The organism is Variovorax sp. LG9.2 (genome assembly GCF_035018885.1).
Lineage (GTDB): Bacteria > Pseudomonadota > Gammaproteobacteria > Burkholderiales > Burkholderiaceae_C > Variovorax.
The window spans coordinates 149,904-175,107 of the sequence record NZ_JASJXB010000009.1 but is presented as its reverse complement, the minus strand read 5'-3'; the positions used below and the strand labels follow the sequence as shown (position 1 = coordinate 175,107).

Annotated in this window: 27 protein-coding genes; 8 read left to right on the top strand and 19 right to left on the bottom strand. The window is 65.5% G+C overall.

Annotated features, from left to right (window positions below):
• Nucleotides 1–49 precede the first annotated feature (49 nt).
• The gene (locus tag QN413_RS12220; protein WP_323496871.1) at nt 50–1,633 is read right to left on the bottom strand and encodes a phospholipase D family protein; all 1,584 of its coding nucleotides are present in this window, start codon (nt 1,631–1,633) and stop codon (nt 50–52) included.
• Between the two features lie 150 nt (nt 1,634–1,783).
• Between QN413_RS12220 and QN413_RS12215 the strand changes: the two genes are divergently transcribed.
• The gene (locus QN413_RS12215) at nt 1,784–3,013 is read left to right on the top strand and encodes a nucleoside recognition domain-containing protein (RefSeq protein ID WP_323496870.1); all 1,230 of its coding nucleotides are present in this window, start codon (nt 1,784–1,786) and stop codon (nt 3,011–3,013) included.
• A 104-nt stretch (nt 3,014–3,117) separates the two neighbouring features.
• Nucleotides 3,118–3,633 (top strand): flavin reductase family protein, encoded by a 516-nt coding sequence (locus QN413_RS12210; protein WP_323496869.1) that lies wholly within the window; start codon nt 3,118–3,120, stop codon nt 3,631–3,633.
• Nucleotides 3,634–3,707: 74 nt separating this feature from the next.
• Here the strand turns inward: QN413_RS12210 and QN413_RS12205 are convergent, their stop codons facing one another.
• Nucleotides 3,708–4,421: an alpha/beta fold hydrolase gene (locus tag QN413_RS12205; protein WP_323496868.1), complete on the bottom strand. Its 714-nt coding sequence runs from the start codon at nt 4,419–4,421 to the stop codon at nt 3,708–3,710.
• Nucleotides 4,422–4,586: 165 nt separating this feature from the next.
• Between QN413_RS12205 and QN413_RS12200 the strand changes: the two genes are divergently transcribed.
• A complete protein-coding gene (locus QN413_RS12200; RefSeq protein WP_323496867.1) occupies nt 4,587–5,483 on the top strand; it encodes a DMT family transporter in 897 nt (298 codons plus the stop codon).
• Entirely contained in the window at nt 5,480–6,415 is a 936-nt protein-coding gene (locus QN413_RS12195; RefSeq protein ID WP_323496866.1) for a glutaminase, read from the top strand. Before QN413_RS12200 ends, QN413_RS12195 begins: the two co-directional genes overlap by 4 nt.
• Before the next feature lie 21 nt (nt 6,416–6,436).
• Here QN413_RS12195 and QN413_RS12190 read toward each other — a convergent pair whose 3' ends face one another.
• Nucleotides 6,437–6,982 carry a DUF427 domain-containing protein gene (locus QN413_RS12190; RefSeq protein ID WP_323496895.1) on the bottom strand — a complete coding sequence of 182 codons (546 nt, stop codon included), beginning with the start codon at nt 6,980–6,982 and terminating at the stop codon, nt 6,437–6,439.
• 37 nt (nt 6,983–7,019) lie between these two features.
• On the opposite strand from QN413_RS12190, the gene QN413_RS12185 reads away from it, so the two are divergent.
• Entirely contained in the window at nt 7,020–7,511 is a 492-nt protein-coding gene (locus QN413_RS12185; RefSeq protein ID WP_323496865.1) for a hypothetical protein, read from the top strand.
• Between the two features lie 37 nt (nt 7,512–7,548).
• On the opposite strand, the gene QN413_RS12180 is transcribed toward QN413_RS12185, so the two are convergent.
• From QN413_RS12180 to QN413_RS12160, 5 genes are all read right to left on the bottom strand, one after another.
• The gene (locus QN413_RS12180; RefSeq protein ID WP_323496864.1) at nt 7,549–8,106 is read right to left on the bottom strand and encodes a DUF2867 domain-containing protein; all 558 of its coding nucleotides are present in this window, start codon (nt 8,104–8,106) and stop codon (nt 7,549–7,551) included.
• A gap of 88 nt (nt 8,107–8,194) precedes the next feature.
• Nucleotides 8,195–8,452, bottom strand: coding sequence for a hypothetical protein (locus QN413_RS12175; protein WP_323496863.1), 258 nt, complete (start codon nt 8,450–8,452; stop codon nt 8,195–8,197).
• 153 nt (nt 8,453–8,605) lie between these two features.
• Nucleotides 8,606–10,294: an alpha,alpha-trehalase TreF gene (treF, locus tag QN413_RS12170; protein WP_323496894.1), complete on the bottom strand. Its 1,689-nt coding sequence runs from the start codon at nt 10,292–10,294 to the stop codon at nt 8,606–8,608.
• Between the two features lie 2 nt (nt 10,295–10,296).
• Nucleotides 10,297–11,529: a CaiB/BaiF CoA-transferase family protein gene (locus tag QN413_RS12165; protein WP_323496862.1), complete on the bottom strand. Its 1,233-nt coding sequence runs from the start codon at nt 11,527–11,529 to the stop codon at nt 10,297–10,299.
• A gap of 25 nt (nt 11,530–11,554) precedes the next feature.
• The gene (locus QN413_RS12160; protein WP_323496861.1) at nt 11,555–12,754 is read right to left on the bottom strand and encodes an acyl-CoA dehydrogenase; all 1,200 of its coding nucleotides are present in this window, start codon (nt 12,752–12,754) and stop codon (nt 11,555–11,557) included.
• Between the two features lie 126 nt (nt 12,755–12,880).
• Between QN413_RS12160 and QN413_RS12155 the strand changes: the two genes are divergently transcribed.
• Nucleotides 12,881–13,783, top strand: a complete 903-nt coding sequence (locus QN413_RS12155) for a LysR substrate-binding domain-containing protein (protein ID WP_323496860.1) — start codon at nt 12,881–12,883, stop codon at nt 13,781–13,783.
• A gap of 36 nt (nt 13,784–13,819) precedes the next feature.
• On the opposite strand, the gene QN413_RS12150 is transcribed toward QN413_RS12155, so the two are convergent.
• The 4 genes from QN413_RS12150 to QN413_RS12135 form a co-directional block, all read right to left on the bottom strand.
• On the bottom strand, nt 13,820–14,182 hold the full coding sequence (locus QN413_RS12150; RefSeq protein ID WP_323496859.1) for an acyl carrier protein: 363 nt from the start codon (nt 14,180–14,182) through the stop codon (nt 13,820–13,822).
• Nucleotides 14,179–14,646: an EVE domain-containing protein gene (locus QN413_RS12145; protein WP_323496858.1), complete on the bottom strand. Its 468-nt coding sequence runs from the start codon at nt 14,644–14,646 to the stop codon at nt 14,179–14,181. The genes QN413_RS12150 and QN413_RS12145 overlap by 4 nt, the downstream gene beginning before the upstream one ends.
• Nucleotides 14,647–14,724: 78 nt before the next feature.
• Complete coding sequence (locus tag QN413_RS12140; RefSeq protein ID WP_323496857.1) at nt 14,725–15,579, bottom strand: oxidoreductase; 855 nt, start codon at nt 15,577–15,579, stop codon at nt 14,725–14,727.
• Nucleotides 15,580–15,692: 113 nt separating this feature from the next.
• A complete protein-coding gene (locus QN413_RS12135; protein WP_323496856.1) occupies nt 15,693–16,406 on the bottom strand; it encodes a YebC/PmpR family DNA-binding transcriptional regulator in 714 nt (237 codons plus the stop codon).
• A gap of 162 nt (nt 16,407–16,568) precedes the next feature.
• Here QN413_RS12135 and QN413_RS12130 point away from each other — a divergent pair, with 162 nt between their 5' ends.
• Complete coding sequence (locus tag QN413_RS12130; protein WP_323496855.1) at nt 16,569–17,279, top strand: 2OG-Fe(II) oxygenase; 711 nt, start codon at nt 16,569–16,571, stop codon at nt 17,277–17,279.
• A gap of 49 nt (nt 17,280–17,328) precedes the next feature.
• Nucleotides 17,329–17,715, top strand: coding sequence for a phage holin family protein (locus tag QN413_RS12125; RefSeq protein ID WP_323496854.1), 387 nt, complete (start codon nt 17,329–17,331; stop codon nt 17,713–17,715).
• 48 nt (nt 17,716–17,763) lie between these two features.
• Here the strand turns inward: QN413_RS12125 and QN413_RS12120 are convergent, their stop codons facing one another.
• The 7 genes from QN413_RS12120 to QN413_RS12090 form a co-directional block, all read right to left on the bottom strand.
• On the bottom strand, nt 17,764–19,218 hold the full coding sequence (locus tag QN413_RS12120; RefSeq protein WP_416352173.1) for a coniferyl aldehyde dehydrogenase: 1,455 nt from the start codon (nt 19,216–19,218) through the stop codon (nt 17,764–17,766).
• Between the two features lie 41 nt (nt 19,219–19,259).
• On the bottom strand, nt 19,260–20,018 hold the full coding sequence (locus tag QN413_RS12115) for an alpha/beta hydrolase (protein ID WP_323496853.1): 759 nt from the start codon (nt 20,016–20,018) through the stop codon (nt 19,260–19,262).
• A 39-nt stretch (nt 20,019–20,057) separates the two neighbouring features.
• The gene (locus QN413_RS12110) at nt 20,058–21,047 is read right to left on the bottom strand and encodes an ABC transporter permease (RefSeq protein WP_323496852.1); all 990 of its coding nucleotides are present in this window, start codon (nt 21,045–21,047) and stop codon (nt 20,058–20,060) included.
• Nucleotides 21,044–21,961 carry an ABC transporter permease gene (locus tag QN413_RS12105; protein ID WP_323496851.1) on the bottom strand — a complete coding sequence of 306 codons (918 nt, stop codon included), beginning with the start codon at nt 21,959–21,961 and terminating at the stop codon, nt 21,044–21,046. Before QN413_RS12105 ends, QN413_RS12110 begins: the two co-directional genes overlap by 4 nt.
• On the bottom strand, nt 21,958–23,517 hold the full coding sequence (locus tag QN413_RS12100; protein ID WP_323496850.1) for a sugar ABC transporter ATP-binding protein: 1,560 nt from the start codon (nt 23,515–23,517) through the stop codon (nt 21,958–21,960). The genes QN413_RS12105 and QN413_RS12100 overlap by 4 nt, the downstream gene beginning before the upstream one ends.
• Nucleotides 23,518–23,526: 9 nt before the next feature.
• Nucleotides 23,527–24,603: an ABC transporter substrate-binding protein gene (locus tag QN413_RS12095; protein ID WP_323496849.1), complete on the bottom strand. Its 1,077-nt coding sequence runs from the start codon at nt 24,601–24,603 to the stop codon at nt 23,527–23,529.
• A 95-nt stretch (nt 24,604–24,698) separates the two neighbouring features.
• Nucleotides 24,699–25,199 (bottom strand): ribonuclease HI family protein, encoded by a 501-nt coding sequence (locus tag QN413_RS12090; protein WP_323496848.1) that lies wholly within the window; start codon nt 25,197–25,199, stop codon nt 24,699–24,701.
• Between the last annotated feature and the right edge of the window lie 5 nt (nt 25,200–25,204).

Below are 25,204 nucleotides of genomic sequence, written 5' to 3'. Positions count from 1 at the left end.
CCGGATTGTGCGGCGCCGCGAATTGTGAAAAGCAGGCGAAACGAAGCGCCTAGAGCAGGTCTTCCCCCACGATCGGCAGCAGCAGCCAGTTCTTGAAGCGCAGCCACAGGAACTCCCCCGGCACGTCTTCATGAACGATGTCGCCGCCCTGGTCGTCGTACTCGACCCACTGCGCGCGGCGGCCATCGGGCGTCAGGCGCAGGCGGTAGCCGAGGTCGTCGGTGCGCGGGCCGGTCACGAGCTTGTTGTACTCCTCGACCATCGGCGGGCTGTCGATCACCAGCCCGAGTTCGGTGTTGACCGCGGCGGATCGATGGTCGAGATTCATCGAGCCCACGAACATGCGCGAGTCATCGATCATCGCGAGCTTGGCGTGCAGCCGGCTGATCGATTTGCCGAAATCGCCGAAGCGCTTGTTGAAGGTGTAGCGCGGCGCGATTTCGTAGATCGTCACGCCGACCTTCAGCATGTCGGCCCGGTATCGCTCGTAGCCCGCGTAGGCCAGCGGCTCGTCGGTCGAGCCGAGCGAGTTGGTGACCACCACCACGCTGACGTTGGCGTCGATCTGCTTGCGCATCATCGCCATGCCGATCGGCCCGGGAATGAAGTACGGCGAAGCAATGACCACTTTCTTCTTCGCGGTGTCGATCACGCCCAACGCCCCTTCGGTCACGCTGCCGCGAAACGCCGCGTTACGGTCGCGCGTGATCTTGTCGGGGTTGTCCGCGAAGAGATGCGCCGTGGCCCAGCGGCGATCGATCCTGCCGGTCAGCAGTTCTTCGCCCAATGGCGATTTCTCGAGCACGTCGCGCGGCCGCAGCGGCACGTCGGGCACAGCGGTGCGCGCCAGTTCGTCGAAGCGGTGCTGCGCCTCGTCTTTCGAGACGGTGAGCGGGGCGATGGTCTCGATTGGCCGAACGTGCGAGCTGTTCCAGTACATGTCGAACGCCTTCGACATGTCGTGCACGATCGGCCCGCTCGACACCACGTCCATGTCGATGAAGTTCGCCTCGGTGCTGCGCATGAAGTACTCGTTGGCGATATTGCGACCGCCCGACACGGCGAAGCTGTTGTCGGCCACCAGCAGCTTGTTGTGCATGCGATGGTTGATGCGGTCGAAATCGAAGATCGACAAGGCCAGCCGGGCCGGCAGCGAACTCACCCGCGACGGCAACGGATTGAACAACCGCACCTCGACATTGGGGAACGCAGCGAACGAAGCGAACAACTCGTCTTCTCCGCCGGTGTAGAGGTCGTCGATCAACAGCCGCACGCGCACGCCCCGCTCCGCCGCCTCGCGCAGCTCTCTCAGCAGGAGCAGTCCGACGTCGTCGTTGTTGATGAGGTAATACTGAACGTCGAGCGACTTCTCCGCATTGCGCGCCAGCGAGATGCGCGCGTCGAAAGCGAAGGCCGCCTCGGGCAACAGGCGGAACCCGGAGAACGGCGAGCCGTCGGGCGCCACGGGGGGTGCTCCTTGCGCCGCCAGCTTGGCAAGCGTCGTCTTCGCGACGTCGGTGATGGCGTAGCTCGGTGTGTTCGGCACGGCTGGCGGCAGCGTGAAGCACCCGCCGAGCAAAAGGGTCGCCAGCGCAAGGAGGCCACTGGCGAAATGTCGTGGGGAAAACTGCATGGGCGAACTGTAGTGAGGAACTGCGGCCTGTGCGCGCCGCCATCGAGTCACCCTCAATCGTCTTGAATTCCTTCTCCTGAGTCCGCCGTGAACATCTCTGGGTCTGGCTCGGGCCGCCTCTATCATCGGCCGGCATCGAGAAGGACGCGCGTGCTCAACGGGTTGTGGCTGGGGTTTTTCGTGGTGGCGGCGCTGGCCGCCTTCGGGCGCTGGCTCATCGGCGGCGATGCGGCCGTGTTCGCAGCGCTGGTCGAGAGCCTGTTCGCGATGGCGCGGTTGTCGGTCGAGGTGATGGTGCTGCTGTTCGGTACGCTGACCTTGTGGCTCGGCTTCTTGCGCATCGCCGAGGCAGCGGGGCTGGTCGCTGCACTGGCCCGCGCGCTCGGGCCGCTGTTCCGGAGGCTCATGCCTGAGGTGCCGGCAGGCCATCCGGCGCTGGGCCTCATCACGATGAACTTCGCGGCCAACGCGCTCGGCCTGGACAACGCGGCCACGCCGATCGGCCTGAAGGCGATGCGCGAGTTGCAGACGCTCAACCCCAGCACGACCATGGCCAGCAATGCGCAGATCCTGTTCCTGGTGCTGAACGCATCGTCACTCACGCTGCTGCCGGTAACGATCTTCATGTACCGCGCGCAGCAGGGCGCGGCCGACCCGACGATGGTCTTTTTGCCGATCTTGCTGGCCACGAGCGCATCGACGCTGGTCGGCCTGCTGTCGGTCGCAGTGGTGCAGCGCCTGCGGCTGTGGGATCCGGTGGTGCTGGCCTATCTGTTGCCGGGCGCGCTGCTGCTGGGCGGCTTCATGGCGCTGCTCGGCACGCTTTCGGCGGCGGCCATCGCGTCGCTGTCGTCGCTGCTCGGCAACCTCGTGCTGTTCTGCATCATCCTGATCTTCGTCGTGGCCGGGGCGCTGCGTCGTGTGAAGGTCTACGAATGTTTTGTCGAAGGCGCGAAAGAAGGCTTCGACATCGCGAAGAACCTGCTGCCTTACCTGGTCGCCATGCTGTGCGCCGTAGGGGTGCTGCGTGCCTCGGGCGCGCTCGACATCGTGCTCGGCGGGCTGCGCTGGCTGGTGACGGCCGGCGGCCTGGACGCACGCTTCGTCGATGCGCTGCCGACCGCGCTGGTCAAGCCTTTTTCAGGCAGCGCGGCACGGGCGATGCTGATCGAGACCATGAAAAGCCAGGGCGTCGACAGCTTTCCGGCGCTGGTCGCCGCAACCATTCAGGGCAGCACCGAGACCACCTTCTACGTGCTGGCGGTGTACTTCGGCGCGGTCGGCATCCAGCGGGCGCGCCATGCGGTGGCTTGTGCGCTGCTGGCAGAACTGGCCGGCGTCGTCGCGGCGATCGCGGTCTGCTACTGGTTCTTCGGCTAGTCGCGTTCGCGTGCGAACAGGCGCTTCGACGACAGCGCAGCGCAGCGCGATCGGCCAGAATGAAGATCTTCTTTTAGACGACTGCTCAGCCAGTGATGCCAGTGATGCCAGTGACCCTCCCCGCCCAGGCGCAAGCGCCCTCTTTCTCGGTCGACGAGTTCCGGAACGCGCTTGGCATGTTCGCCACCGGCGTGACCATCGTCACCGCGCGCGCGGCCAACGGCAACCTGGTCGGGCTCACGGCCAACAGCTTCAACTCGGTCTCGCTCGATCCGCCGCTGGTGCTCTGGAGCCTGGCGCTGAGCGCATCGTCGATGCCAGCCATCAGCGCCGGATCGCACTACACCATCAACATCCTCGCTGCGAATCAGAAAGCACTGGCCCAACGCTTCGCGACCAAGAACATCGACCGCTGGGCCGATGTCGCGTTCACCGAAGGGCTGAGTGGCGCCCCCGTGCTGGTGGGTGCGGCAGCGAGCTTCGAATGCTTCAACCGCAGCCGCTACGACGAAGGCGATCACATCATCTTCGTCGGCGAAGTGGAGCGCTGCACGCACAACGTGGGCGCGTCGCCGTTGCTGTATCACGGCGGGCGCTTCTATACCGAGCACCCTCTTTAGCCAGCGCAGGCTGGTGGCGCGCGGCCTGGGCATGGGGCCGGTTTGGACTGGTCTGGCCGATGCCGCGGCTCGGCCTACTGCGCCCTGCCCAACCAATCGACCATGGCCTGCGTCACCTCGTCAGGTCGCTCCAGCGGTGCCATATGCCCGCACGTCTCGATCACGACCAGCCGGGCGCCGGGAATCATTGCAGCCATTTCCTCGCTGAGCGCGAGGGGCGTGGTCAGATCTTCGCGACCGCACATCACCAGAACAGGGCACCGAATATCTGGAAGCGTGGGCCGGCTGTCGATGCGCAGCATGGCCGCTTGTTGCTGCCGCACGAATCCTTCGACGCCGACGGCCCGAGCCATGTCCGTGAACAGGTCGATCAGTTCGTCATCGTGCGCCCGCGAAGGGTGGATGACGCGAGGGAGAAAGGCCGCCGTCACCGCGCCGAAGTTGGCCGGCGCAGCGCCCACGGCAGCGACCATTCGCCGACGCATGTCGGTCGATTCCGGCGTGTCCGCACGGGCGCCCGTGTCGACCAACGCCAGCGCTGCGATCCGGTCGGGTGCCTGCCGGAGCATCTCCAGAGCGACATAACCGCCGAGCGAAAACCCCGCCAGTGCAAAGCGCGGACCGGGGGCGCTCGCCAGAGCAGCAGAGGCCATCTCGTGCACGCTGCCGTACGCCGTGATGTCGGCGATGCACACTTCGCGGTCCGGCGCGAGGGCCTCCTGCTGGTGCTTCCAGACGCGTTCGTCGTTCATCAGGCCGGGGATGGCCAACAAAGGCAGAGGGGTCATGATTGATCAGGTGGTTGAGGTGAAGGATGCATTCCGGCCCACTCTAGCCCCCAACTGCTCGGTGGCCTATGCCCAGTCGAGACGCACGCTCGGCGTGCATACCCCGCGGAGCCCCATGCCGATGGGTTTATCTTCACGTTTCCAGACAGCGACCCGCCCCCCCGAATGATCGAACGCAAAATCCACCTAGACACCCTCGCCATCACTCTGCTCATCGTCTGCTGCGCCACGTGGGGCGGGCAGCAGATTCTCATCAAGACGACCGTCGCGGAAGTCCCGCCGTTGTGGCAAGCCTCGATCCGCACGTCCGGCGCCGTACTGCTGTTATGGCTCTGGTGCCGGTGGCGCGGCGTACCGCTGTTCCGGCGCGACGGCACCCTGGGCGCGGGCCTGCTGGCGGGCTTGCTCTTCACCGGCGAGTTCATCGGCATCTACATCGGGCTGCAGAACACTTCTGCCTCCCGCCTTACCGTGTTCCTCTATACAGCGCCGTTCTGGGTCGCCTTGCTGCTGCCGCGCTGGGTGCCGTCCGAGCGCATGCGCGCGCTGCAATGGACCGGGCTGGCCATCGCATTCGCGGGCGTCGTGCTGGCTTTCAGCGAGAGCTTCGGCCACAGCACATCGGCCCAGTTGCGGGGCGACGCGCTGGGCCTTGCGGCCGGCATGCTGTGGGGTCTGACGACGCTGGCGTTGCGCACGACGAAGCTCGCAACTGCAAGCCCCGAGAAGACGTTGTTCTATCAAGTCGGCGTAGCGGCCATCGTGTGCCCCTTCGTCTCGATGGCGCTCGGTGAGCACTGGAGCCTGAGCTATTCGACATGGGCCTGGAGTTCCATTGCAGTGCAGACCATCGTCGGCGCCTTCGCGACCTACCTGGCGTGGATGTGGATGCTGCGGCACTACCCCGCCACGCAAATGTCGTCGTTCAGCTTTTTGACGCCGCTCTTCGCACTGGTGTTCGGCGTGGTGTTGCTCGGCGAAGCGTTGACGCTGCAACTGGTGCTCGCACTGGTGGGCGTGGCGGCGGGCATCGTGCTGGTGAACCGGAGATCGCTGCGATGAACTACCAAGCCGTGCTCGAAGACATCGTGACCACGCTGCGCCCCTTTCTCGGGGCGGACGGCAAGGTGGCCAGCTACATACCGGCGCTCGCGTGCATCGACCCGAAGCAACTCGGCATCGCGCTGCATACGTGCAACGGCGAAGAAGCCGCGGCCGGCGACAGCGCGACACCGTTCTCGATCCAGAGCCTGTCCAAGGTGTTCACGCTCACACTTGCCATGCAGCGCCTCGGCGACGCGCTGTGGGAGCGCATCGGCCGCGAGCCTTCGGGCAGCGCTTTCAACTCGCTGGTGCAGCTCGAGAACGAACAGGGCAAGCCGCGCAACCCGTTCATCAATGCCGGTGCCATCGCAGTGGCAGACCGGCTGGTGAGCCACGTCCAGGGCAAGGGAAACCGCGGCAGCGCCAAGGCGGACATCCTGGCGCTGGTGTCCAGCCTGTGCGGCGAGCCGATCGAGTTCGATGCGGAAGTGGCGGCTTCAGAGGCCGCGACCGGTTACCGCAACATCGCGCTGGCCAACTTCATGAAGAGCTTCGGCAAGCTCGACAACGACGTGGAGGCAGTGCTCGACACCTACTTTCACCAGTGCGCCATTCGCATGAATTGTCAGCAACTGGCGCGCGCCGCCGGCTTCCTGTGCTGCGATGGCGCGCATCCGTTCGAGCAGGATTCCGAGGTCACCAACGAGCGGCAAACGCGGCGCATCAACGCGCTGATGCTGACCTGCGGCACCTACGACGCGGCCGGCGACGTGGCCTTCAACATCGGCCTGCCCTGCAAGAGCGGCGTGGGCGGCGGCATCGTCGCGGTGGTGCCCGACCGGCTCACGCTCGCGGTGTGGTCGCCGGCGCTCGACGCCACCGGTAACTCCCTGCTCGGCATGAAGGCGCTGGAGCTGTTCGTCGCAAAGACCGGCTTGTCGGTGTTTTGACTTTTCAGGCAGCGCGTCGCATCACCAGCCGCCGGAACCCGGCTCGCCCTTGAACGGCCCGACCACTTCCGGCGTGATCCAGCCGGCGTAGAAGCGACCCGGTTGCGGCTGTGCCCGCACGCCATCGACGGTGCACACCAGCTGCTGCGGATAGAAAGCGATGTGGTCGCGCAGCGCGTCGAACTCATCGAACGGCGCCGGGTACGACCAACCGACCGCGTCGAGGCGATCGGCGCCGGCCACCACCGACCAGTAACGCGCATCGCCCTTCCACTCGCAGAACGAATTGCCAGCGACCGCAACGAGCAGTGCCATCTGCACGTCCGCTTGCGGCAGGTAGAAGGTGGGCGGACTCGCTGTTTCGAGCACCCGCAAAGCTTGCCGCGTGCGGGCGATCTCCAGCGCGCCGAATGTGACGACGACCTCACGTGCATCAGCCGCGATGCGCGGCGGCCGGGGATAGTCCCAGACCGATTCCTGACCCGGCTGCGGCGGAGTGGCGAAGGCCGGGCGCTCGTCGCCCACGTGGTGCCACTGGGCGCGCGCCTGCCGCAAACGATCGGACATTGGATTCACGATGGGCTCCTTGTGCAAAACTTCAGGCATGAACGACAACAACGATAGCGAAGAGAACCTCCCCATTCAGGAACCAAGGCTTTGGCGCGACGAGGTCTGGACCGCCAAGGTGGTGAAGAACGAAGACGACGACGGCTGGGCGGTCGAGATGACACGCCACGGCGACCCCGAGCCGGCACTGGTCGGCCCGTGGACCATGGGACGCGACAAGAAGAATCCGAAGCCGCTGGACCCTTCTGCCTTTCACACGCTCGTCAAAACGGCTGCCGAAGTGCTGCGGCGCCACGAGCAGCAGCTCCACGGGCAACTCAACAAGCACGTCAACATCGGCGACGGCTCGGGGCGCATACGCGTCGCGCTACAGATCGTGCCGGACGAAGACAACCCCTACGCCGTACTCACTGCGCAGGACGAGTCCGGCGTGCAACTGGGCGAGGCGCGTGTGCCACCGACCTTCAAGCTGACGTCGGCCAGCGCGGGGGCCTGGATCGAGGGCGGGTACGCGTCGAAGGTGCGCTGATCAGCCACGCAGGCCATCGCGCAGGTGATCACCCAAGTCAGGCCGGCACTGCCATCGGCCAGCCTGATCGCGCCGCGCGGTCGAGCGCCGACCGCACCACCATGCGATGGAACGGCGCGATCAAACGGATGTAGTTGCGACCCAGCAGGTTGTGGCAATGCACCACTGTCACCGCCACCAGCTCGTCGCCCTCACCCGCCGTCGCAGACGGTCCGCGCCGCACCGACACGCGAAAATCCAGATGCCGGTCGTCCTCGCCGAGCACGACTTCATCGGCATGCGTTTCGTAAATCCGAAAGATGCCGACGCGCGGCGTGCGAGTCGACGTGTCGGCACGCAGTGCTTTGGCGGTTTTGAGGCCGAACAGCGACACCAGCCCGTCGCGCAGACGCATCAGGCGATCGACCCATGGAGCCGGGCGTTCGAGGGCGAAGCGCGCGAGTGCGAGCGGGTCGTGCGTTGCGCCGGCCGGCAGGCGAATCGCGAAGGCGTCTGCCAGAAAGGCACCGTCGTAGAGGCCGGCGATTCGGCCCGACTTGGGGAGCGCCACGGCATGCGCGCGTTCAGCGAGGGGAACGGACGGGCGATTCGACATGGCGGATTCCTCGGTTTACTCGCAAAAGCAGACCGGCGCAGCTTATCCCCTGACGACCCCCCCGGCGACCTCAGTCGCCCGACCGCGTCTAGGCCTTGCGTCGGCGCAGCGAGACCGCGTCGACTGCGCCGCTAGCGCCACCCGCGGCCAGCAGGTCGAGCGACTGCCATCCGCTGTCGCCCAAACGGTGCAGCTGAACCAGATCGAAATCGTCGATGCCTTCGTCTTCCTTGATTTCGTTCACGAACCTGACGAACGCGCCCTCGCTCAAGCCGAGCGCCTGCGCACGCACGACGATCGTGCGTCCGGGCGGCACGTCGCGAATGAGTTGGTCGAGGGCTTTCATGGGATCGGCGATGCCTGCGGGTCAGGGGAAAATACCGACAAAAGTGTCGATTACTTCCTTTACTGCAATCTTCGTTCCAGGCCGTGCCAACGCCTGGATGCCGCGATTTGTCGCCCACACCACGCGTGGGCAGGACCGCTTTCCGGTCGCGGGCTAACGGTGCTTCGGCACCGGTGCGTTCGAGACGCAGTCGTTGGCGGTGTGCGCCGGATGCGCTGCCAGCAACGCCCGCGTGACGCCGTTGGTCCAGCCGAAGCCGTCCTGCAACGGGTACTCGCCACCACCGCCGCCAGCCGATGCGTCGTGTTCTTGCTGGCGCAGCGTGTACTTTTCGACCAGCTTGCCTTCGCGCTCGTACACCGCGGCCACGGTGGCCAGCCAGCGGTGCGCGATGGTGCGTGCCAGTGCCATCTCGCCGTAGTGTGCGAAGCCCTGGATCGCCATCCACTGGAGCGCGGCCCATCCATTGGGTTGGTCCCACTGCTGGTCACTGGTGCATGCGGTGGTCGACAGGCCGCCGGGGGCCAGCAGCCTGCGCGAAACGGTTGCCGCCATCGCTTCGACTTGCGCCGGATCGGCGAGGCCGGCGAACAGCGTCGAGATGCCGGCAGCCGTCAGGCAACTGCGGCGACGCGCGAGCCGCCAGTCGTGATCGAAGAACGCGCCCTGCGCATCGTCCCAAAGCCACTTCACGACGGCCGCCTTGCGCACGGAAGCGCGATGCGCGAAGTCGCTTGCGCCGACCGCATCGCCGGCACGTGCAGACACGGTCGCGATCACCGATTCGAGCTTGTACAAAAGGGCGTTGAGATCGACCGGCACGATGTCGGTGGTGCAGATGCCCGCCAGCGATGCGGCGTCGGCCGCGCCGCCCTTCACGGCCGCATCTGCATCGCACTGCAACGGCTCGGTCAGCCAGCGCGAACTGAAGTCCCAACCGGATTCGGCCGCCGCGCGCAGGTGCCGATACACCTCCGAAGCGTCGCGCCCCTGCGCTTCCGCGGCCTTGGCGGTGGTGACGTCTTCGAGCCAGGCTTCTTCGCGCGGCGTGTCGCGCTCGTCCCAATAGCGGTTCAGTAATGCGCCATCGGGCAAGCGCACGACACGGCGGTTCGCCGCGCCAGTTTGGCTTGTCCGATCCGATTCGAGCGCGTCTCTGCCGCTCATCCACCACGCGTGCTCACGCTTCAACTGCCGTAAAAAATCAATGCCGTCGACACCGTCGAGTTGTTCCGCCAACTCGACCATGAAGGCGAACAACGGTGGCTGCGACCGCGTCAGGTAATAGGTGCGCGTGCCGTTCGGCACATGGCCATAGGTGTCGATCAGGTGCGCGAAGTTGCCGACCATGTCGTGCAGCAACCCGGCCTTGCCGCTCGCCGACAAGCCCAGCATCGTGAAGTACGAATCCCAGTAGTACAGCTCGCCGAAGCGGCCGCCCGGGACCACGTAGGCGTGCGGCACCTGCAGCAACGAGCCGCGCGGCGGATGGTCGAGCGGCTCCCGCGTCAGTACGCGCCACAGGTCGTCGATGTGATCGGCGATGGGCTGGCCCGGCACCGACACGTAATCGCTGGGGGTCGGCTGCAGCACCTCGAAATGCGCATCGACGAAAGCCGGCAGATCGAAGTCCGCCCGGTCGCGTTGCGCGCGGTACGCCGCGAGGATCGCTGCAGGATCGATGCGCGGCGCGCAATCGACGAAAGTCTTGCTGTCGGCGAAGACGCGCGCGCCCTGCACCGCCGCAAAGAGCTCGGCGTAGCGATCGGCCGGCGTCAGCGTATCGGGCGCAGGCACGGCCGCTGCGCGCTCTGCACGCTCTTCGCTCGAGCGCCGGTGCAGCGTCAGAGCACGCCCGCCGTTCGCAGTGCCGCGATCTGCGCCGCGCCCATGCCGAGTTCGGCCAGCACCTCGTCGGTGTGCTGACCTAGCGCGGGCGGCGCATGACGCAACACCGGTGGCGTGGCCTGCAGGCGCAATGGGCTCGCGACGCCCACGATGCTTTCGATGCCGTCGCCGGCATCGCGCTGCATCGTCACGGCGAGGCCACGCGACTTCACCTGCTCGTCGTCGAAGGCTTGCGCGATGTCGTTGATCGGGCCGCAGGGCACGGCCTTGTCTTCGAGCAGCGCGATCCACGCGGCGGTGGTCCGCGTGCGCGTGACGGCTTCCATGTCGGGGATCAACACCTCGCGGTGTCTCACGCGCAACGTGTTGGTGGCGTAGCGCGGATCGCTGGCCCACTCGGCATGGCCGGCGGCCTCGCAGAAGCGCGCGAACTGGCCGTTGTTGCCGATCGCCAGCAGCATCGAGCCGTCTTGCGTATGAAAGTCCTGGTACGGCGCCAGGCTCGGATGGCTGTTGCCCTGTCGATGCGGCGCCACGCCGGTGTTCAGGAACGCACTGGCCTGGTTCGCCAGGATCGCCATGCCGACATCGAGCAACGCCATGTCGATGTGCTGGCCCTCGCCGGTGCGGTGCCGCACCTCAAGCGCGGCGAGGATGGCGGTGCTCGCATAGACGCCGGTGAACAGGTCGGTGAGCGCCACACCTACGCGCAATGGTCCGCCACCGGGCACTTCGTCGGGCCGGCCGGTGATGCTCATCATGCCGCTGGTCGCCTGGATCATCAGGTCGTAGCCGGCGCGCGTGGCGTGCGGGCCATCGTGACCGAAGCCGGTCACGCTGCAGTAGATGAGCCGTGGATTGGCGGCACGCAGGCTCTCCTGGTCGAGCCCGTACCGCGCGAGGCCACCGGTCTTGAAGTTCTCCACCAGGATGTCGCTCTGCGCCGCCATGCGCTTCAACAGCGCCTGGCCTTCGGCCGTCGTCATGTCGATGGTGACCGACCGCTTGTTGCGGTTGCACGCGGTGTAGTAGGTCGACTGGTTGGTCGTGTTGCCTTCCGCGTCTTTCAGGAATGGCGGGCCCCAGGTGCGTGTGTCGTCGCCCACGCCGGGCCGCTCGATCTTGACGACGTCGGCCCCCAGGTCGGCCAGGATCTGCGTGCACCACGGGCCCGCGAGCACGCGCGAAAGATCGAGAACCTTGATGCCGTCGAGGGCTGCTTGCGCCATGTCTACCCAATGAAGTCTGGTCGGATCAGTTCGCGAAAGCAGCAATGCCGGTGATCGCGCGGCCGAGGATCAGCGCATGAATGTCGTGCGTGCCTTCGTACGTGTTCACCACTTCGAGATTGACCAGGTGCCGCGCGACGCCGTACTCGTCGCTGATGCCGTTGCCGCCCATCATGTCGCGCGCCAGGCGGGCGATGTCGAGTGCCTTGCCACACGAGTTGCGCTTCAGGATCGAGGTGATCTCGACCGAGGCCGTGCCTTCGTCCTTCATGCGGCCCAAGCGCAGGCAGCCTTGCAGGCCGAGCGCGATTTCGGTCTGCATGTCAGCCAGCTTTTTCTGGATCAATTGGTTGGCGGCGAGCGGGCGACCGAACTGCTTGCGGTCCAGCACGTACTGGCGCGCGCGGTGCATGCAGTCTTCGGCCGCACCGAGCGCGCCCCAGGAGATACCGTAGCGTGCGCTGTTCAAGCAGGTGAATGGGCCCTTCAGCCCCTGCACTTCTGGAAAGGCGTTTTCTTCAGGGCAGAACACGCCGTCCATCACGATCTCGCCGGTGATGCTGGCACGCAGGCCGACCTTGCTGTGGATGGCGGGTGCGCTCAAACCCTTCATGCCCTTTTCAAGCACGAAGCCGCGAATCGGCCCGACCGTGCCGCTCTCGCTCACCTCTTTGGCCCACACCACGAAGACATCGGCGATCGGCGAATTGCTGATCCACATCTTGGCGCCGCTGATCGAATAACCGCCCGGCACCTTCTTGGCGCGCGTGACCATGCTGCTGGGGTCGGAGCCGTGGTCGGGTTCGGTCAGGCCGAAGCAGCCAATCCATTCGCCGGTGGCCAGCTTGGGCAGGTACTTCTGCTTTTGCGCCTCAGTGCCGAATTCGTAGATCGGCACCATGACGAGCGAGCTTTGCACGCTGGCCATCGAGCGGTAGCCCGAGTCGACGCGCTCGACTTCACGCGCAATCAGGCCATAGCAGACGTAGTTGAGGCCGGGGCCGCCGTACTCTTCAGGGATCGTCGGACCAAGCAAGCCCAGTGCGCCCATTTCGCGAAAGATCGCCGGGTCGGTCTCGCCCGAGCGAAAGCCTTCGACCACACGCGGCAGCAGGCGTTCCTGGCAGTAGGCATTGGCCGCGTCACGCACCATGCGTTCGTCTTCGGTAAGTTGCTGGTCGAGCAAAAACGGGTCGTCCCAGTGAAATTGCGCTTTGGCGGCCATGAGGCTGTCTCCGGAAATGAGGTGAGGGGAATAGGCCGATCGTAGCGACGCACGCAGCCTGGCGCAAACGAGCAATACTCAGTCAGATATGCGTCGATGGAATACATGAACCGCCGAAAGCCCTGAATGCGCCGCAAGATTCCGCCCCTTCAAACACTGGTCTGCTTCGACGCCGCGGCACGCCACGAAAGCTACACGCGCGCCGCACAAGAGCTGGCGTTGACGCAAAGCGCGGTCTCGCGCCAGATCGCCACGCTCGAAGCCTTCGTCGGCGTCGCACTCTTTCGCCGCACCCGGCACGGCGTGGCGCTCACCGCCAGCGGTGCTGCCTACGCACGCCAGATCACCAAGCGCCTCGAAGCCATGGAGCGCGACACGCTCGACGCCATGGCGCACCAGGGCGAGGGCGGCTCCCTGGCGCTGGCCGCAGTGCCGACCTTTGCCACGCGCTGGCTCGTACCGCGCCTGCCCGACTTCGCGCGGCTGCAGCCCGACGTCGTCGTGCACATCGAAACCCGCACGCGCCCCTTTCTGTTCGCCGACGCCGAGTTCGACGCCGCGCTGTATGCCGGCACGCCCGCGCAGGTCGCCAACTGGGCCGGCACGCGCGCGCTGTTGCTGATGCACGAAGACGTGGTGCCGGTCTGCAGCCCGCGGCTGCTGCCGCGCGGCACGGCCGTGACGCCCGCCGCGATCGCCAGGCTGCCGCTGCTGCAACTCAGCACGCGGCCCGACGGTTGGCGTCAGTGGTTCGATGCGCATCAAATCGAAGCGCCCAGTGCGCGCGGTGGCCCGCGCTACGAGCTGTTCTCGATCCTCGCCGGGGCTGCCACGCACGGCCTCGGTGTCGCGCTGATGCCGACCATGCTGGTCGAAGATGAGCTGCGTCGTGGCGACCTGGTCGTTGCGTGTGCCAGGCCGCTGTCCGGGGAACGCAACTACTACCTGGTCATGCCGGACCGCGGCGACGAACGGCCGCTGTTGAAGTCGTTCGGGAAGTGGCTGGTGGGCCAGGCGCAGCCGGAGTGATGTGCTCGCTGCGCAGCTTCCGCTGCCCGCTATCCGCTACTTCCTTGGAAGCCCCGACACGACCTGCACCAGCTTCTCGACCGTCAGCACCTTGCCGATCTGGTGCGGCGTGCTGCCGATGGCACTGTCCGGTATTCGAACCTTGAACTCTTCTTCGATATCGAGCACGACTTCCATGATGTCCAACTCATCGGCGCCTTGTTCGACGAGTAATTTCGACGCATCGATTTGCGCTGGCGGCTTCTTGAGGATGCGGGCTACGGTGTTCCTGACCTTCTCTACGGCATCGCGGGTATCACCGGTGCAGACGGCGTCGACCTTCGGTTGAGCGCCACTCTCTGCCGCCAATGGATTGCAAGTGACGAACAGCAAAGAGGCTAAGAGCGTACGTGCACTCATCGCGAAAGCAATGTCCCATCGATCAACGCCCACTCCGCCGTCGTCACAGGTGTGATCGACAGCCGGTTACCCCTGCGCAGCACCACCATCTCGGCCAGCGAGGGCGCCGCACGAAGCTCCGGCAAGCCGAGCACCCGCGTCTTGCGCAACGCCTGCACATCCAGCAGCAGCCAGCGCGGGTCGTCGGGCTTCGAGGCCGCGTCGAAATACGGCGATGCCGCATCGAATTGCGTCGGGTCAGGCCGCGTGCCGGAGGCGACGCGCGCGATGCCAACAACGCCGGGCTGGGCGCAACTCGAGTGATAGAACAGCACGCCGTCGCCGACCTGCATCGCGTCGCGCATGAAGTTGCGCGCCTGATAGTTGCGCACACCGGTCCATGACACGGTGGCAACGGGCGCGGCGAGCGCATCGTCGATCGAGCACTCGTCGGGCTCGGATTTCATCAGCCAGTATTGACGCATGGCGAGAAAATAACAGGCCGGTCGGCTGCTTGTTCAAGTCATCGACGAACCATCGATCGCGTTGTCGTCAAACCGCCATCAAGACTTCGGAAAGTCGGTGCCCACGCTGGTTTCTTTCCACTGCTCTATTTCCGCCAGGCTCTTCTTCAACGTCTTGGTCACGTTCTCGAAACCGATGGCGCCGAGCACCAGATGCCGCGGCGGATTGTCGATCTCGGTGATGTGGATCATCGCGGCCGCGGCGCGTGCCGGATCGCCCGGCTGCGTGCCGGTCTTGGTCGCGGTCGTGTTCATGCGTGCGCCAGCGGTCTCGGCGTAGTCGGCGATGCGGTTGGGCGTCTGCTTCAGGGAGCGACCGGCCCAGTCGGTGCGAAACGGACCCGGTGCCACACAGGTCACCTTGATGCCCAGCGGCTCGCCTTCGAATGCCAGCGCATCCGAGAAACCTTCGACCGCGTGCTTGCTCGCCGCGTAGTAGCCGGAGCCCGGAAAGCCGAGGAAGCCTGCCACCGAGGTGACATTGAGCACATGGCCCTTGCGCCGTGCCCGCATGCCGGGCAGCACCGCGCGCGTCATCGCGAAGAGACCGAACACGTTGGCATCGAACTGCGCGCGGATCTCGGACTCGTCGCCTTCTTCCACCGACGATTGATAGCCATAGCCCGCGTTGTTGACCAGTACGTCGATGCGGCCGAACTTCGACTCGGCGGCCGCGACAGCCGATGCGATCTGCGCCGCATCGGTCACATCGAGATCGAGTGCCAGTGCGCGATCGCCAGCGCCTTCGATCAAGGGAGCCAGCCTTGCCTTGTCGCGTGCGGTGACCACTGCGCGTCCACCGCGCGCGAGCACGAGCGAGGCGAGTTCATGGCCGAAGCCGGTGGAGCAGCCGGTGATGAACCAGACGGGAGAATTGTCGGAAGGGGATGCCATGCAATGTCCTTTGGGTTCGGGTTACGTTGCGCGGTATACGTGCACTGGCGAAGATGCTGACGCCCGCCGTGCCACATGGCAATCGGACAGCGCGCCGTTCCTGCTTTGTAGGTCTAGCCCGCCAAGCCCGCGAACACGTTCTGCACATCGTCGTTGGCATCGATCGCCGCCAGAAACGCTTCGACCTCTTCCAGATGCTCGGCGCTCAACGTGGCGGGGTCGACCGGGTTCTTGGCCTTGTAGCCGAGCTTGGCCGACAGCACCGAAAAGCCTTGCGCCGGCAACGCACGGCTCACCAGATCGAGGTCGGCCGGATCGGTCAGGAACATCGTCGTGCCGTCTTCCGCGCCCGGTTCCATGTCTTGCGCGCCGGCTTCGATGGCGGCCACTTCCGGGTCTGCATCCTTGGTCGAAGGCTCGGCCTCGATCATGCCGACGTGGTCGAAATCCCACGCCACCGAGCCCGACGATCCGAGCTGGCCCTTGCGAAACAGCACGCGCATTTCAGATGCGGTGCGGTTCACGTTGTCGGTCAGGCACTCGACCATCAACGGCACGAGATGCGGCGCAAAGCCTTCGTAGATCACGTGATCGAAGTGCACCGCCTCGCCGGTCAGGCCGGCGCCCTTCTTGATGGCGCGGTCGAGCGTTTCCTTGGGCATCGACACCTTGCGTGCCTGCTCGACCACCAGCCGCAGCCGGGCGTTCGAGGCCGGGTCGGCACCGCCGCGCGCCGCGATCATGATGTCCTTCGCCAATTTGCCGAAGACCCGACCTCGGGCGTTGGCCGCCAGGTCCTTGTGTTTTGCTTTCCACTGCGCGCCCATGCTGTCTCCTTGTTGCTGCCGGCCCCGATTATTCTGCAAACACGGGTCCGGAAACGGCGTGCACCTTGCAGCGAGCAGCAGCAGGCTGCGCAATCGACCAAAGCCACCCCGCCCTTTCCGCTTTCCCTGCGGCACACGCTGCTGCTTTTTCTGCTCCGACCCATGACTCAAACCCCCACGGACCGCCTGGACCGGCTCGACTGGCCACGCCTGTTCGACGATCTCGCCGCACGCGGCTGCGCCGCCACCGGCCCCTTGCTCACCGCCGCCGAATGCAACGCGCTCACCGCCCTGTACGACCGCCCCGCGCTGTTTCGCAGCCGCGTCGTCATGCAGCGCTACGGCTTCGGCCAGGGTGAGTACCAGTACTTCGACAACCCGCTGCCGGAGGCCATCGTCGGGTTGCGCAGCGCGATGTACACGCGCCTCGCGCCGCTCGCCAATGCCTGGGCGAGCGCGATGAAGATGCCTGCCGACTATCCGCTCGACCACGCCAGCTACCTCGCACGGTGTCATGCCGCCGGTCAACTTCGCCCGACGCCGCTGCTGCTGCGCTACGACGCCGGCGACTACAACTGTCTGCACCAGGATCTGTACGGCGACCTGCAATTTCCGCTGCAACTCACCGTGTTGCTGAGTGCACCGCAAAGCTTCAGCGGCGGCGAGTTCGTCCTGACCGAGCAACGACCGCGCATGCAGTCGCGCGCCGAGGTCGTGCCGCTGGCGCAAGGGGAAGCGGTGATCTTCGCGGTCAACCAACGGCCGGTGACGGGGACGCGCGGCATCTATCGGGTGACGATGCGGCACGGCGTCAGCCGCGTGCGATCGGGTCGGCGCGAGACGATGGGGCTGATCTTTCACGACGCGCGCTGAACGGTGGCACACCGGCTGATCGCCCTATGATCGATCGATGCAAAACCTGATGCCTTTTCTCGTTCAATGGGCCATCACGGCGCTCTCGCTTTGGGTCGCCAGCCTGATTTTTCGGGGCCTGAAGTTCGAAAGCACTTCGGCGCTCGTCGTCTCCGCCCTGCTGCTCGGCCTGGCCAACGCGCTGGTCAAGCCATTGCTCATCGTGCTGACCTTGCCTCTCACGCTGCTGACCTTCGGGCTTTTTCTGCTCGTGATCAACGCGCTGATGGTGTTGCTGGTGTCGGCGCTGGTGCGCGGCTTCAAGGTGTCGGGCTTCTGGACCGCCTTTTTCGCCAGCATCTTCGTCTCGATCCTGAGCATCGCGGTCGGCTCGCTGGTCGACAGCGGCACGCCGGAAACGACGATCCAGATGCCGAGCGGCGGCAACTGGCTATAGCCCTGTCACCCTGCCTGGCTGCCGCGCAGCGCGCCTCGCCGGCCAAGCTCAGGTGATGATCTTGAGCAGCCGCGTCATCCGTTCGAATGTCTTTCCGTAAGGCGGGAACAGCAGCCGCGTGCCCGACAGCGGCGACTGAAAGAACACGGGCTTGTTCATGCTGAACGTGCGAAAGCCGTACTCGCCGTGGTACGCCCCCATGCCGCTGGCGCCCACGCCGCCGAAGGGCAAATCTTCTTGCCCAAAGTGCCACATGCAATCGTTGACCGTAACGCCGCCCGAGATGGTGCGAGCCAGCACCTTGTCGCGGTCGGCCTTGTCGGCGCCAAACCAGTAGAGGGCCAACGGACGCTCGTGCCGGTTGACGTAGCCGATGGCATCGTCGAGCGCGTCGTAGGCCAGCACGGGGAATAACGGGCCGAAGATTTCTTCCTGCATGACCCGCATGTCGTCGGTCGCGCCGAGGATGAGCATTGGCGGAAAGGTGCGTGTGTCGGCGTGCGCGACGAGGCCTTCCGGATGCAGCGGCACCACGCGAGCGCCGCGCAAAAGCGCATCGTCGACCAGCGCCTGCAGCCGCGTGAAGTGACGCTCGCTGACGATGCCGGTGTAGTCGGCGTTGCCGGCGATGGTCGGGTATTGCAGCGGCACTGCGAGGCGCATCGCGTCCACGAACGCGTCGATCGCCGGTCGATGCACCGCCACGTAATCGGGCGCGATGCAGGTCTGGCCGGCGTTGAACAACTTGCCCATGACCAGCCGCACGGCGGCGTACGTCATGTCGACGTCGGGGCTCAACAACGCCGGCGACTTGCCGCCGAGTTCGAGCGTGACCGGCGTGAGGTTGGCCGCGGCCGCCAGCGCGACGTGGCGGCCCACCGCAGTGGAGCCGGTGAAGAGCAGATGATCGAACGGCATCGCGACGAATGCGCTGCCGATGTCGGCGTCGCCGGTGACGACGGTCATCTCGTCGGGCGCGAAGGTCTCGGCGACAGCCTGCCGCATCAGCTCGGAGGCGCGCGGCGTCAATTCCGATGGCTTGATCATCACGCGGTTGCCGGCTGCCAATGCGGCGATCGCCGGTCCCATCGCCAGCTGATACGGGTAGTTCCACGGACTCACCACCCCGACGACGCCGAGCGGTTGCGCAACGATGCGGTTGGCGCCCGGCCAGAACGCCATCGCCGTCGGCGCGCGGCGGACTTTCATCCACGACTTGAGATGGCGGCGCGCGTGCTTGATGGCGGACAGCACCATCATCACATCGGCCAGTCGCGTGACCTGCACCGGCCGATGGCCGAAGTCGGCAGAGGCGGCGCTTTCGAGGGCTGGCGCGATGCGCTCGGTCATGGCGAACAGGCGATCGAGCCGGTCGAGCCGCATCGCGTACGACGGCGCCATGTCGGCGGCGAAGGCGGCGCGCTGCACGTCGAAGATGCGGCGCATGGCGTCTTTGGGGCTGGCCGCTTCGATCGACGCCATCGGGTTTAAACCTGCATTCATATCTTGCTCACGAACCCGCGCTGCAAGCCGCACCGGCCCTGTCAGTCGCCCGCGATCGACCGGATGAAGGCAATGGTCTCGCGCGCGATCAGGTCCTTGTCGTTGTCGATGGTGGCGACGTGATACGAGTCTTCCAGCCACAGCAATTCGGCGCGCCCGGAACCCACTCCGCCGACGATGCGCGGACCGTTGGCCGGATTGACGACATGGTCCTCGCGTGACTGGATGACCAGCGTCGGACATTTAATGAGCGGCAGCAGGTCTTGCGTGACCGCCGCCAGCGCATAGACCTGACTGAAGGCCGTCACCGGCACCTCCTTGTACGCGAGCTCCGTGACCTTCGGGTCCTTCACATCCGAGCCGATGCCCGGAAGCATCTCGGGCATCGAGCGGTCGAACGCCACCCCGGCCATCTCGGCTTTGCCGATGTGCACCACCGCGTTGATAGGGATCGCCCCTTTGATGACATCGGCGTGCTTCGCAGCGGTGTAGAGCGTCAGCGTGCCGCCCATCGAGAGCCCCGCCATGAAGATCTGCGAGCACGTCTTGCGCAACTCGACCAGTGCCTCATCGACCGAATCGATCCAGTCACCCGCCGTCGTTTTGGCCATCGCCTGCGGCGATACGCCGTGGCCTTTGAGGCGAGGACCGATGACGGTGTAGCCGGCACCGTGCAACTGCTCGCCGAGATAGTGCATGCTTTGCGTGGTGCCGGTGAAGCCGTGGCACAGCAGCACCCCGATGTCGTTGCCCTTGAAGAAGAAGGGTTCGGCACCGGCCAGGATGGTTTCGTCTGTCATGGTTTGCCTTTGGTGAAGAAAAAGCGGGTCGAGGCCGGGTCAACGTTTTCCGATGCTGTAGATCAGCGCGGCGCCCGCAATGATGGCGCCCTGCAACATCAGTCGACCGGGCTCGCCCAGGCCGAGACTGGTCAGAAAGTTGAACAGGAAGGTGAGCATGAAAGCGGCCACCGCCGGGCCCACCATGCCGCCTTTGCCATTGCCGAAGTTCACGCCACCGAGGATCGCCGCGGCGAGTGAATTCAGCGCCAGTTCCTGCCCGAGCGTGACGCTTCCGAAGCCGACGAATCCGACGAGGATGAAGCCGCACAGCACCGAGATCAGTGCCGAGGCGACATGCCCCACGAAGATCACGCGCAGGTACGGAATTCCTGACAGCGCCGCGGCCTGCGGATTGGCGCCGACGGCGTCCAGGTAGCGCCCGAACACCGTCGTCCGGAGAAACAGCGCCGCTGGAACAAGGAGGGCCAACCAAACGAGCACCGGCACCGGCAAGCCGCTCAATCGCATTCGTGCCAGCGCCCGCAGGGACTCCGGGGCTTCGCCCGGTGCACGAAACTGCGACAACGCGATCACCACGCCGAGCAGGATCATCGCGACGGACAGCGTCACGATCATCGACGACGCCCTCGCACGGACGATCAAGATCCCGTTAATTGTTCCGACCCCCAATCCCAGCACCACGCACATCGCCATCGCGACGGCATCCGGCACCTGAAAAAAGCCACTGGTAAGGATGTACGACACAGCGACGATCACGCCGCCGGAGCTCAGGTCGATCGACCGCGACCGCATCACCAGCGATTGCCCGATCACGGCAAGGCCGAGCGGCGCGGCCTGACGCACGATCAGCGGGAGCAGCGTGAGCGACAGCAATTGGGGCCGCATGAATGCCGCCAGCAGCAGCAGGATCACGGTGCCAGGATAGGCCGGCGGCACGGCGACGATCGCTGCAGCGATGGCGCGCCATCGCGATGCGATACGGCGCGGCGCCGTCAAGCCCGCAAGGGAGTCGGCGGGCGTGCTCACAGGCCTACCGCCGTGCGACGCTGCGAACACACAGCCGCCAGCAACAGAACGCCAGTGATCGCGCCGCGCAGGAACGGCGAGATGCCGAAGAGGTTGATGCCGTTGGTGATCAAGCCGAGACTGAGCGCCCCGGTGACGACACCGACGATGCTGCCGACGCCGCCCGTGAGCTGAACGCCGCCGAGCGCGATGGCGGTCACCGACTCCAGGCTGAAAGAGGCGCCCATGCTCGGGTCACCCGACGCGACACGCGCGGCCAGGTACACGCCCGCGACCACGGCGAGCAGGCTGCAGATGACGTAAGCCGCGACCACCACACCCTGGGTCCGCACCCCGTTGAGATTGGCGCTGCGGGCATTGGCGCCCACGGCGAAGATGTGCAGGCCCAGTCGCGAACGATGCAGCAGCCACGCCACCAGCGCGGTGAACAGCGCACACCAGAACAGGGATTGAGGAATGCCCCACAGGCTACCGTTCGCAAGCACGCCCAGGCCGGCTGCGACCTGGCCGCCAGGGATCGGGAGGATCAGGTAGGCGAGGCCCTGCAAAAATGTCATCGAGCTGAGCGTCATCACCAGCGGGTGGATGTTGGCGAATGCCACGCCGATGCCGTTGACGAGGCCCACGATCACGCCGAGTGCCAACGCCAGAGTGATGCCCCAGACCGGATCGGCATGCGTCGCGACGATGCAGCTCGCCAGGCTCATCACCGAGCCAACCGACAGATCGATTCCGGCGATGAGCGCCACCACGAGCTGCCCCAGCGTGACGATCAGCAGCGCCGTGATTTGCGCACTGATGTTGGCCAGGTTGCGTGTCTCAGTGAAATTTGGCACCGCCACTGCCAGGACGATAAACAGCAGGATCGGCAGGCCGATCGTGTAGCGGCTGAGGCCGGAGCGCGTCTTGCTCATGCGACCGCCTCGCACGCGCCGGAAAGCGCGAGCGCCAACAGCGATTCTTCGGTGGCCGCTTCTGCCTGGATGTCGCCGACGATCTCTCCGCCGCGCACCATGAGAATCCGGTCGCACAGGCCGATCAGTTCGAGCAGGTCGCTCGATACCGCGAGCACCGCGCCGCCCTGCTGGACGAACTCGCGCAGCAGAGCGTAGATCTCGGCCTTCGCACCCACGTCGACGCCACGGGTCGGCTGCTCGACCAACAGGGTGTCGACGCCGGCCGCGAGCCAGCGTCCGAGCATCACCTTTTGCTGGTTGCCGCCCGACAGCGCACCCACCTCTTGAGCGAGGTCGCGTGCACGCAGTTGCATGCGCTCGGCGATGCGTGTCACGACCGAGCGATCGCGCGGCGCCTTGCGCATCAACCCCATGCCGCGCAGCCCACCCAACCAGACGTTGTCGATGATCGGCAGCTCCAGATACAGGCCCTCCAGTTTTCGGTCTTCCGGAATCAGGCCGATGCCCTTCTCCACGACGCGTACGACGCCGTCGCGCGGGTCGAAGCGCACCGGCTGTTCGCCCGCCCGACTTCTCCAGACATCGCTGTGCGCCGGGAGCATCACGCCAGCCAGCGAGCGCACGATCTCGCGCTGGCCCTGGCCCTCCAGCCCGCCCAAGCCGACGATCTCACCATGCCGCAGTGCGAAGCGCGCAACCGGCCCACCGGCGCGCGGCGTGAGCGACCGGACATCGAGCGCGAGTGCACCTGAATCGCTGCCGTCATGCGGCGGGAACAACGCCTGCAGCGGACGCCCGACCATCAACGTGATGAGCCGCTCGGACGTCAGCGCAGCGGTGGGTTCGGTGACGACGAGTTGTCCGTCCTTCAGGACGGTCACGGTGTCGCAGAGTCGGAAGATCTCGTCGAGCCGATGGCTGATGTAGAAAACCAGTTTCCCTTGCGCCTTCAGGTCGGTGAGCAGGGCTTCGAGCTTGTCGACCTCGGCCCGGTTCAGCGCAGCCGTGGGCTCGTCGAATATGAAGACCTTGGCGTCGGTCGACACGCCCTTGGCGACCTCGACCAGCTGCTGCTCGCCGACGGTGAGGCTGCCGCAGAGACGATCCGGATCGAGGTCGATGCCGATGCGGCGCAAGACATTGCGCGCTTCACGCAGCATGCGGGAGCGGTCGAGCATGCCGAAATACGTCGGCTCCCGCCCCAGCATCAGGTTCTCGCCGACCGTGAGGTTGGCCAACACGGTCAGCTCCTGGAAGACGGTGGAGATGCCGGCGTGGCGCGCAGCGGTCGGGCTGTTCAACCGCAGCGACTGGCCGTCGACCACGAGCTCCCCCGCATCGGGCCGGTGCACGCCAGCCAGCAGTTTCATCAGGGTCGACTTGCCCGCCCCGTTCTCGCCGGTGATGGCATGGATGGAAGCCGAGCGGCCGACCAGGCTGACATCGCGAAGTGCCGCGGTGGATCCGAACGCTTTCGAGACCCCGCGCACCACGATCAGGTCGCGCACCGCCCCGTCGCCGGTCCTCGGCGGCTGTGCCGTGTTCGTGGACATGACGCTGACTCAGCGGTGGAACATTTCCTTGAGCTTGGCTTCGGGCAAGGTCGAAGGCAGCCAGTAGGCGTCGTTCAGGTCGGGCCGGTAGAACTTGTCGAGATCGCCCTGTTGCACGGCAGCGGGCGCCGAAAAGTACGACTTGTAGAGCGGCTTGCCTTCGAGCAAGGCGACGGACGCACGCACCACCGCGGCGCCGAGTCCGGGCGTGAACAGCGGGGCGACGCTCTTCACGCCGGTCTGCTTCCAGGCCCGCAGAAAACCGTTGTTGCCTTCGCCGGTCATCGGCACGAGTGCCTTGCCGCTTTCCTTGAACACGTCCAGACAGGCCCGGGTCATCTCGGCACCGGAGAACCAGATACCGTCGACCGCGTTGCCTGACAACACCAGGTTCTCGCAGAGCTGCTTGCCCTTGGCATAGCCCCAATCGCCGAACACCTCGTTGGTGATCTTGATATCGGAGCCGACCAGCGACTTGCGAAAGCCCTCATAGCGAAGCGTCTCTTCATCGACACCGGCAACGCCGCGGAAGGCCCAGACGCTGCCCTTGCCATTGAGTTCCTTGCGCAGGAATTCGCCGCCCTGGCGGCCGAACACTTCGCCCCCCGCGCCGATCTCGGTGGTCGACTGCATCGCCTTACCGAAAGCACCGAAGACAACGACCGGGATGCCCTGCTTGACGGCCTTGGCGGACAACGGCGCGCCGATGGCGGCGGAAATTGGCCCGATGATGATGGCGTCGACTTTCTTGGTCAGCAGGTCTTCCACGTCGGCGACCTGCTTGGCAGGTTGCCAGTTAGCTTCCACGAAGATGAACTCGCCGACTTCCTTGTGCAGCGATGCTTCGTATTTCATCTCCTGGATCATCTGGACGATCCATGTGTTGCCCACACCGCCGAACGACACGCCGATGCGCCACGGAGGCGCCTTCTTGAACTGGTCGGGCTTGGTTTGCTCTGTCGTGGTCGGCGCCATCAGCCCGTTCGGCAGGATCTCGACATCGGCGGCCAGCGCCGCACCTGACATGGCAACGGTGGCGGCCGCTGCAGCCACCCAACGCGTGGTTCTACTGATGGTTCGGGACATGGAAGTTTTCCTTGGACAGAGCACTGAGTGAACAAAGCGAACAGTTCGCTTGTGTTCCTATCGATTCATTCTTACGCGCTGCCGCGTGGAATTAATCAGTGCTTTCCCTGAAGTGAGTTCGCTTTGTTGCGAATTCGATCAGCTCCCCGTTTTCCGAAGCGCGCCACGCGCTTCGGCTCCAGCCCAAGGGCCGAGCGGGCCAGTGCATCGGCTTCGGCATTGCGACGGCGCGGAATCCAGTGGACGCTGGCGCTGTCGAACGACTGCAGCAACGTGCGCGCGACGTCGAACAAGGTCGCGAGGCGTGCAATCGGCTTGACCACATTCGCGCCGAGTTGTTCGACCAGCACGCTGTTGTCGCTGAAGGCTCGAACAGTCGTCGCGCCGCGCCCCTTCGCATCTTCGAGCGCATGAGTGAGTGCCTTCAGTTCCGCCTCGTTGTTGCACCCGATGGAGTGCGTGGCGACCGAGAGTTCATGCCGCGTGCCGTCGGGCTCGGTGACCACCGCACCGATGCCCATGCGACCCGGATTGGGCATGGCACTGCCATCGCAGTAGATGGTCCACGGCAACGCGCTCAAAGATCCAGCCTGCATTGGCA

What these genes read in the sequence shown, in the direction of transcription:
- QN413_RS12220 (WP_323496871.1), bottom strand. Translation starts at nt 1,633, where the DNA reads ATGCAGTTTTCCCCACGACATTTCGCCAGTGGCCTCCTTGCGCTGGCG.
- QN413_RS12210 (WP_323496869.1), top strand. Translation starts at nt 3,118, where the DNA reads ATGCCAGTGACCCTCCCCGCCCAGGCGCAAGCGCCCTCTTTCTCGGTC.
- QN413_RS12205 (WP_323496868.1), bottom strand. Translation starts at nt 4,421, where the DNA reads ATGACCCCTCTGCCTTTGTTGGCCATCCCCGGCCTGATGAACGACGAA.
- QN413_RS12200 (WP_323496867.1), top strand. Translation starts at nt 4,587, where the DNA reads ATGATCGAACGCAAAATCCACCTAGACACCCTCGCCATCACTCTGCTC.
- QN413_RS12195 (WP_323496866.1), top strand. Translation starts at nt 5,480, where the DNA reads ATGAACTACCAAGCCGTGCTCGAAGACATCGTGACCACGCTGCGCCCC.
- QN413_RS12190 (WP_323496895.1), bottom strand. Translation starts at nt 6,982, where the DNA reads ATGTCCGATCGTTTGCGGCAGGCGCGCGCCCAGTGGCACCACGTGGGC.
- QN413_RS12185 (WP_323496865.1), top strand. Translation starts at nt 7,020, where the DNA reads ATGAACGACAACAACGATAGCGAAGAGAACCTCCCCATTCAGGAACCA.
- QN413_RS12180 (WP_323496864.1), bottom strand. Translation starts at nt 8,106, where the DNA reads ATGTCGAATCGCCCGTCCGTTCCCCTCGCTGAACGCGCGCATGCCGTG.
- QN413_RS12175 (WP_323496863.1), bottom strand. Translation starts at nt 8,452, where the DNA reads ATGAAAGCCCTCGACCAACTCATTCGCGACGTGCCGCCCGGACGCACG.
- QN413_RS12165 (WP_323496862.1), bottom strand. Translation starts at nt 11,529, where the DNA reads ATGGCGCAAGCAGCCCTCGACGGCATCAAGGTTCTCGATCTTTCGCGC.
- QN413_RS12160 (WP_323496861.1), bottom strand. Translation starts at nt 12,754, where the DNA reads ATGGCCGCCAAAGCGCAATTTCACTGGGACGACCCGTTTTTGCTCGAC.
- QN413_RS12155 (WP_323496860.1), top strand. Translation starts at nt 12,881, where the DNA reads ATGCGCCGCAAGATTCCGCCCCTTCAAACACTGGTCTGCTTCGACGCC.
- QN413_RS12150 (WP_323496859.1), bottom strand. Translation starts at nt 14,182, where the DNA reads ATGAGTGCACGTACGCTCTTAGCCTCTTTGCTGTTCGTCACTTGCAAT.
- QN413_RS12145 (WP_323496858.1), bottom strand. Translation starts at nt 14,646, where the DNA reads ATGCGTCAATACTGGCTGATGAAATCCGAGCCCGACGAGTGCTCGATC.
- QN413_RS12140 (WP_323496857.1), bottom strand. Translation starts at nt 15,579, where the DNA reads ATGGCATCCCCTTCCGACAATTCTCCCGTCTGGTTCATCACCGGCTGC.
- QN413_RS12135 (WP_323496856.1), bottom strand. Translation starts at nt 16,406, where the DNA reads ATGGGCGCGCAGTGGAAAGCAAAACACAAGGACCTGGCGGCCAACGCC.
- QN413_RS12130 (WP_323496855.1), top strand. Translation starts at nt 16,569, where the DNA reads ATGACTCAAACCCCCACGGACCGCCTGGACCGGCTCGACTGGCCACGC.
- QN413_RS12125 (WP_323496854.1), top strand. Translation starts at nt 17,329, where the DNA reads ATGCCTTTTCTCGTTCAATGGGCCATCACGGCGCTCTCGCTTTGGGTC.
- QN413_RS12120 (WP_416352173.1), bottom strand. Translation starts at nt 19,218, where the DNA reads ATGAATGCAGGTTTAAACCCGATGGCGTCGATCGAAGCGGCCAGCCCC.
- QN413_RS12115 (WP_323496853.1), bottom strand. Translation starts at nt 20,018, where the DNA reads ATGACAGACGAAACCATCCTGGCCGGTGCCGAACCCTTCTTCTTCAAG.
- QN413_RS12105 (WP_323496851.1), bottom strand. Translation starts at nt 21,961, where the DNA reads ATGAGCAAGACGCGCTCCGGCCTCAGCCGCTACACGATCGGCCTGCCG.
- QN413_RS12100 (WP_323496850.1), bottom strand. Translation starts at nt 23,517, where the DNA reads ATGTCCACGAACACGGCACAGCCGCCGAGGACCGGCGACGGGGCGGTG.
- QN413_RS12095 (WP_323496849.1), bottom strand. Translation starts at nt 24,603, where the DNA reads ATGTCCCGAACCATCAGTAGAACCACGCGTTGGGTGGCTGCAGCGGCC.
- QN413_RS12090 (WP_323496848.1), bottom strand. Translation starts at nt 25,199, where the DNA reads ATGCAGGCTGGATCTTTGAGCGCGTTGCCGTGGACCATCTACTGCGAT.